At 72.1% G+C, this 6,747-nt stretch carries 6 protein-coding genes; 3 read left to right on the top strand and 3 right to left on the bottom strand.

Annotation, left to right across the window (positions count from 1 at the left end; all coding sequences use genetic code 11):
- A partial coding sequence (locus GT354_RS47200; protein ID WP_161363914.1) for an ATP-binding protein occupies positions 1-479 on the bottom strand: 479 nt, incomplete at its 3' end.
- 404 nt (positions 480-883) lie between these two features.
- Between GT354_RS47200 and GT354_RS47195 the strand changes: the two genes are divergently transcribed.
- Positions 884-1,795 (top strand): glutaminase, encoded by a 912-nt coding sequence (locus tag GT354_RS47195; RefSeq protein ID WP_161363913.1) that lies wholly within the window; start codon positions 884-886, stop codon positions 1,793-1,795.
- 216 nt (positions 1,796-2,011) lie between these two features.
- On the top strand, positions 2,012-2,434 hold the full coding sequence (locus tag GT354_RS47190; RefSeq protein ID WP_237536157.1) for an ATP-binding protein: 423 nt from the start codon (positions 2,012-2,014) through the stop codon (positions 2,432-2,434).
- Positions 2,435-2,506: 72 nt separating this feature from the next.
- On the opposite strand, the gene GT354_RS47185 is transcribed toward GT354_RS47190, so the two are convergent.
- Positions 2,507-3,529 (bottom strand): iron-siderophore ABC transporter substrate-binding protein, encoded by a 1,023-nt coding sequence (locus tag GT354_RS47185; RefSeq protein ID WP_202513092.1) that lies wholly within the window; start codon positions 3,527-3,529, stop codon positions 2,507-2,509.
- A gap of 200 nt (positions 3,530-3,729) precedes the next feature.
- Here GT354_RS47185 and GT354_RS47180 point away from each other — a divergent pair, with 200 nt between their 5' ends.
- Positions 3,730-5,112: an aminotransferase class V-fold PLP-dependent enzyme gene (locus tag GT354_RS47180; RefSeq protein WP_161363911.1), complete on the top strand. Its 1,383-nt coding sequence runs from the start codon at positions 3,730-3,732 to the stop codon at positions 5,110-5,112.
- Between the two features lie 19 nt (positions 5,113-5,131).
- On the opposite strand, the gene GT354_RS47175 is transcribed toward GT354_RS47180, so the two are convergent.
- Positions 5,132-6,747 (bottom strand): ATP-binding cassette domain-containing protein (locus GT354_RS47175; RefSeq protein ID WP_237536156.1); only part of this gene is annotated, 1,616 nt, incomplete at its 5' end.

The following is a 6,747-nucleotide window of genomic DNA, read 5'->3' as shown; positions in this document are numbered from 1 at the left end:
GCGACGATCGCGCGCACCGCGCCGGGCGGCAGCGTGTGCAGCTGGTGGGCCAGGGCCTCGGCGCTCTCGTCGTCGGCCCACTGGACGTCGTCCAGGGTCAGCAGCGCGTTGCGCAGTCGGCCCAGAACCGCGGTCAGCGCCGAGCGGACCGCCTCGGGACGGGGCGGGACGTGTTCGAGCGGACTCCGGGAAAGCAGGGCCCGCACGACGTGCCGCATCTCCTCCGGCAGCGCGTCCACTTCGGCGTCCCGCAATTGGGCCGCGAGTTGGGTGAGCACGGCGTAGGGCCGCTCCGCGTCGCCGCGATACGCGGTCAGGCACAGCACGCGCTCGCCGCGCTCCTCGGCCTGCCGGGCGAACTCGCGCAGCAGCGTGGTCTTTCCGGTGCCCCACGCGCCGAACACCACGGCCTGGCCGGTCGTCGCCAGGGATTCCCGAAGTCGATCGGCTGCGGCGACCGGAGCCTCGGTGACGCTCACCGGGACGATTCCGGGCGTGGTCGGCGCGGACTGCGGCCGAGACGGACGCCGAGGCGATGTCGATCGGGAGGCACGCGTCGACCCTAGGCGCCGGTCCGGGCAACCGACAAGGCCGATGGGCGGATGTGAGGTGTACGTGACGGTGTGCGCCGATGAAGGAATCGGACACCACCGTCCCGGACGGCCCCGGGCCGGGTGTACGGCGCGGCTCGCCGGTCGGCCGCGCGCCGCGTCGGTGGCCCGCAGCCCGTGATCACGAGGGAATCCCCGGATGCGGCCAACCCCGTGGGTGACGGGAGAGTTGCCGTCGGGGAGACCGGTCACGAGAGTGTCGGTCTCGAACGCCGGGCGGGCCTTCCGTCGGCGCCGGGGCCACGACACACACGTGAGGACACACGACGAGGATGAGGTTGCAAGGCGTACTGGACGACGTCCTCGACGAGGTGGGGCCGCTCGTCGGCAACGGGGTGCCGGCCCTGTCGATCCCCGCGTTGCGCCACGTCGACGTGAACCGGGTCGGCATCGCCGTCGCCACCGTCGACGGCCGGGTGCACGGCGCGGGGGCGTGGAGCGAGCCGTTCTCGATCCAAAGCGTGTCCAAGCTCTTCGCGCTGGCCTTGGTCTTCGCCCACGACGGCGAGGCGCTGTGGAAGCGCGTCCAGCGCCAACCCTCCAGCCTGCGCTACGACGCGTTGATCCAACTCGACCTGGACTGCGGCATTCCGCGCAACCCGTTCGTCAACGCCGGCGCGCTTGCGGTGGTCGACCGCCTGCTCACCCTGCGCGGGGACGCCGGTGCCGCGGTCGTGGCGTTCTTGCGGGCCGAGTCCGGCAACCCCGACATCGGGTTCGACCCCACCGTCGCCGCGTCCGAACAGGGCGTAAGCCACCGCAACGCCGCCGCCGCCCACCTGATGGCCGCGCACGGCAACCTCGACCAGGGCATCGACGACGTGCTCACCCACTACATCCACCAATGCGCGATCGCGGCGTCCTGCGCGGACCTGGCCCGGGCCGGCCTCTTCCTCGCCCGCGCCGGGCGGCGCAACGACGGCGAGCGACTGCTCACCGGCCTACAGACCCGGCGGCTGAACTCCATCCTGTTGACCTGCGGCACCTACGACGCCGCCGGCGACGTGGCCTACCACGTCGGGCTGCCCGCCAAGAGCGGCATCGGCGGCGGCGTCCTGGCGATCGTGCCCGGCCGCGGCGCGGTGTGCGCGTGGTCGCCCGGCCTGGACGAGGCCGGCAACTCCATTGCCGCTATGGCCGCCCTGCACCACTTCTCCGAGGCCACGGGGTGGTCCGTCTTCTGACGACGAAAGGCCGACAGCAGGGACCCGGGCGGGGACGACGCCGGTCGGGATGGAGGTCGCGATGGAGGCCCCGGGACCGGACGACCGACGGCGATCCGGTGACCGGAAGGTGACCGGGCGACCACAACGAGGGATTCCTCCGATGTCCGCTCCGTGACGCGCGCCACAGGCTCTACGCATCCGGCTCCGTACGCGAAACGGAAAGCGGTATCGCCGATGAATCCCCCGCTCCTCACGTCCACCCGCTCCCACGTCGCCGTCGCCGCGCCGCCCATGGGTTTGGTGTTCCGCGGTGACGCGGCCGGCGGCCGCGACGCGCGTACGGCGGCCCGGGCCCTGCTCGAACGGCACGGCGTCGAGGCGGACTGCGTCGACACCGCGACACTCGTCGTCTCGGAACTGGTCACCAACGCCATCCGACACGCCCAAGGCCCGTACACCCTGCGGGTGATCGTCTCGGCGATCGCCGTCGAGATCGCGGTCTCGGACCCCAGCCCCACGCCGCCACGCACCCGGGCGCCCGACCTGATCGACGGCACCGGCGGGTTCGGCTCGCTGATCATCGCCCGACTCGCCCGGCGCGTGATCGTCGACAATCACGACGACGGCAAGACGATCAAGGTCGTACTCGATCGCTGACCCTGCCCCCATGGGTCGCCCCCCACGGGCAGGCCCCTCACGGCCGAGGCCGTGAGGGGCCTGCCGCTACGGTCAGACCGCCAGGGTCTTTTCCAGGTCGGTGAGGATCCGGTCGGCGGCCAGGACGCCGAGGCCCAGGTACCAGGTTTCGTCCGTTACGGTGACCGCCTTGCCGGACTTGACCGCGCCCAGCGTCTTCCACAGTGGGTTGTCGGTCACCCGGGTCACCGCGGTCTTCTCCGCCGGGCCGTACACGCCGACGAAGACGCGGTCGGCGTCGGCCTCGGTGATCCGCTCCTCGGAGACCTCGACGGCCAGATCGTCGATGTTCTGGTTGGCCGGACGCGGCAGGCCGACGTCCTGCAGGACCGTGCCGATCAGCGACTTGTTCGCGTACAGGCGGATCTTGCCCGGCATGAAGCGGACCATCGACACCGTGGGCTTGTTCGGGCCGAGCTTGTCGCCGAGCGCCTTCGCGCGCTGCTGATACGCGGCGAGCTGCCGCTGCGCCTCGTCGGACTTGTCGAGCGCGGCCGCGTTGAGGACGAAGTTCTCCTTCCACGTGTATCCGGGGCGCACCGAGAAGACCGTGGGCGCGATCTTGGACAGCACCGCGTACTGCTGCTCCGCGCGCAGCTTGCTGCCGAGAATCAGGTCGGGCTTGAGGTTCTCGATCGCCTCCAGATTGAGGCTGTTGATCGTGCCGACCTTCTGCGGCTTGCCGACCACGCCCTCCAGGTAGGCGGGCAACTCCTGCGAGCCGTCGGTGAACGCGACGCCCACCGGCTTCACGCCGAGCGCCGCGACGTTGTCGAGCTCGCCGGTGTCCAGGACCACGACGCGCTGCGGCGCGCTCTTGAGGACCACATCGCCCATGGCCGTGCGGATCGTGCGCGGGAACTGGCCCGGCTTCGCGTCGGTGCCCAGCTCCGAGGTGACCTGGCCGGCGCTGCCGAACTCCTTGCCACCGGCCGCGACGGCCGGCTTGCCCTTGTCGTCGCCGGACGAGTCCGAGCTTCCGCAGGCTCCGGTGAGGAGGGCTGCGGACAGGGCCACGGCCACGGCGGCGTAGCGGCGGCGACGGGATATGGGCATGGGCGCGGTTCCTTGGTACGAGGGGACAGGCGGTTGCGGTCGGCCCGCAAGACGGGAGAAACCGCTCAACTAAGGCTTACCTTACCGTTCGTGGACACGGGCCTTCGAGCCGGGGTACGCGGGTCGAACCGATCCGTTGACGCCGAAGCCGGGGCACGCGCACACTCTGGGAATCACCGGGGCTCGGGGAGGTGGGCGGCATGGTCGACGCTCGTTTCGACGCGGTACGCCGGGACGAGTACGGCTATCTCGACGAGGACGGCCTCGTCTACCTCGACCACACCGGCGCGGGTCTGCCCGCGCGGCGCCAACTGCGGGCGCACGCCGACCGGATCGCGGCGCACTGCCACGGCAACCCGCACTCGGAGCATCCGGCGTCCGTCGCCTCGACGGTGTTGGTCGAACGGGCCCGGCGGGCCGTCCTCGACTTCTTCCACGCGTCGCCCGACGAGTACGCGGCCGTGTTCACCGCCAACGCGACCGGGGCTTGCCGCCTGGTCGGTGAGGCGTACCCGTTTCGGCGCGGCACCCGACTCGTGTTGCCGATCGACAACCACAACTCGGTCAACGGCGTGCGCGAGTACGCCCGGGCGCGGGGCGCCCGGATCCGCTACGTCGGCGTCTCGGGGCCGGACCTGCGCGTCGACGAAGCCGCGCTCGACCGCGAACTGGGGCAGCGGCGCGGCCTGTTCGCGTACCCGGCGCAAAGCAACTTCACCGGCGTCCGGCACCCCCTGGAATGGATCGCCCGCGCGCAGGAGCGCGGCTGGGACGTGCTGTTGGACGCGGCGGCGTTCGCGCCGACCAACGTGCTCGATCTGGCCGCGGCACGGCCCGAGTTCGTCGCCGTCAGCTGGTACAAGGTCTTCGGCTACCCGACAGGCGTCGGTTGCCTGCTCGCCCGTCGCGACGCGCTTGCGCGGCTGCGCCGGCCGTGGTTCGCGGGCGGCACGATCGAGGCGGTCAGCGCGCAGGGCGGTTGGCATCGGATGGCGAGCGACGAGAGCGCGTACGAGGACGGCACGCTCAACTTCCTCAGCATCCCCGACGTCGAGGAGGGCCTGGCGTGGATCGACACGCTCGGCATGGCCGCGATCCACGACCACGTCGAGCAGCTCACGGCGCGGCTGCTGGCCGGCCTCGCGCGGTTGCGCCATCGCACCGGTGAGCCCTTGGTTCGGGTGTACGGGCCGACGACGTCGGACCGGCGCGGGTCGACGGTGGCGCTGAACATCCTGGACGCGGCCGGCGACGTCGTGGACGAACGGGTCGTCGCGCGCGACAGCGCCGGCGCGGGACTGTGCCTGCGGACGGGGTGCTTCTGCAACCCCGGGGCAGGCGAGGCGGCGTTCTCGATCGGCCGGCGCACGCTGCGCGGCGCGGTACTGCGGACCGCGGCGTCCGGAGGCACCCTCGACGACTACCTGACCCGGCTCGGGTTGCCCTCCGGGGGCGCCGTGCGGGTCTCGCTCGGCCTGTCGTCCAACACCGCGGACGTCGACGCGTTCCTCGACTTCGTCACCCGGACCTATGGCGACCGGGCCCCGGACGCGCGTGACCTGGCCCCGCGATTGCGATGTTGACGCACCCGGCCGGACCCGATCAGCGCCCCGCGCGCGGGCAGCGGCGCACCAGCACCGCGCACGTCGCGGCGACGAACAGCGCGGTACAGCCCGCCAGGACCACCCACCCGAGCACGGGGGTGTGGTCGAAGCTGTCGCCGTAGGAGGCCAGCAGGGGCGGGCCGAGGTCGGAACGGCTGTGCGCCCAGCGGCCCGGGAGGTCCAGACCGCTGCCGAGCGCCTCGAACGCCCAACGGTTGGTCATCGCGAAGCTGAGCCCGTGGCCGACGGCGGGCATCCGCGGCACGGGGACGAACGCACCGGAGAAGAGCACCTGCGGGAAGCACAGCAACGGCAGCATCAAGGTGGCCTGGCCGACCTCGGTCACCGCCGCCGACGTCAACAACCCCAGCGCCAGGGCCGCCGCCGACGCCAGCAGCAGCGTCAGCACGAGCGACCCGTACACCCCCCACGACGCGGCGGGCAGCCGGTCGAGGCCGCGCAACACGGCGAGCAACACCGCGTCGGCGACGGCCAGTACGGGCAGCAACACGGTGATCTTGGCCGCGACGTAGGGCCCCACACGCAGCACGGTCAACCGCTCGCGGCGCACCACGGGAAGCTCGACGCAGATCTGGAGGAGACCGTAGGTCAGGCCGAAGAAGAACCCGCCGAACGCGATCCAGAACAGGATCATCGCGGACGTACCGGGACTGGGATCGGCCGCGTCGAACGCGCCGGGCCGAAACAACACCGCGAACATGGCCACGATCATCAGCGGCGAGCCGACCAGCATCGCGACGGACAGCCGGTCACGGGTGATCGTGTCGAGGTCGCGGCGGGTCAGGATGGCCCACTGCCGCAAGGCCCCCGGGCGACGCGGCGGGGGAGGGGGATCGGCGGATTCGGCGGATTCGACGGGTTCGACGGGTTCGGTGTGCTCGTCGGGCTCGCCCGGGCCGAGCCCCTCCACCTCTCCCACCTCTCCCGCCGGTCCCGCCTGTCCTACCGCTCCCACCTCTCCCACCGCAACGTACACGTCGGCATCGGTCTCGACGCCGAAGTGTGCGCGCATTGCGCCGGGTGCGCCCACGTACGCGAGCCGCCCGTCCGGGGCCAGGAACGCCACCCGATCGCAGCGGGCGAGGTCGGCCGGGGCGTGCGTGGTCAACACCACGGTCGTCCCACCGCGCGCCAACTCCCGTAGTACGTCCAGCAGTTCCGCAGACGCAGCCGGATCCAGACCCGACGTGGGCTCGTCCAGGAACAGCACGCGCGGACGGGTGAGCAACTCCACCGCGATGCTCGCGCGCTTGCGCTCACCACCACTCAACGTGCCCACGCGCTGCCCGGCCCGCTCGGTCAGGCCCAGGGCGGTCAGCACCCGGACGACCGCGCCGTCGGCGTCGGCCGGATCCGGCAGCCGCAACTCGGCCGCGTAGCGCAGATTACGGGCCAACGGCAGCGCCCGATGCAAGATGTCGTCCTGCGGCACGAAGCCGAGCTCGGCCGGGTTCGGCCGGCCACCACCGTGTCGCACCACCCCCGCGTGCGGCAGCCGGATCCCGGCCAACACGTCGAGCAGCATGGACTTCCCGGCCCCGCTGCGCCCCGCGATCGCCAGCACCTCGCCCGGCCGAGCGACCAGCGAGACGC

This window comes from Streptomyces sp. SID3343 (assembly GCF_009865215.1).
Taxonomy (GTDB): domain Bacteria; phylum Actinomycetota; class Actinomycetes; order Streptomycetales; family Streptomycetaceae; genus Embleya.
Note: the sequence above shows the minus strand (reverse complement) of the source record. Positions and strands in the feature narration are given on the sequence as shown.

Bases quoted from the DNA above. Each gene is read 5' to 3' on its own strand.
- GT354_RS47190 (WP_237536157.1), top strand. From the start codon at position 2,012: ATGAATCCCCCGCTCCTCACGTCCACCCGCTCCCACGTCGCCGTCGCC.
- GT354_RS47185 (WP_202513092.1), bottom strand. From the start codon at position 3,529: ATGCCCATATCCCGTCGCCGCCGCTACGCCGCCGTGGCCGTGGCCCTG.
- GT354_RS47180 (WP_161363911.1), top strand. From the start codon at position 3,730: ATGGTCGACGCTCGTTTCGACGCGGTACGCCGGGACGAGTACGGCTAT.
- GT354_RS47195 (WP_161363913.1), top strand. From the start codon at position 884: ATGAGGTTGCAAGGCGTACTGGACGACGTCCTCGACGAGGTGGGGCCG.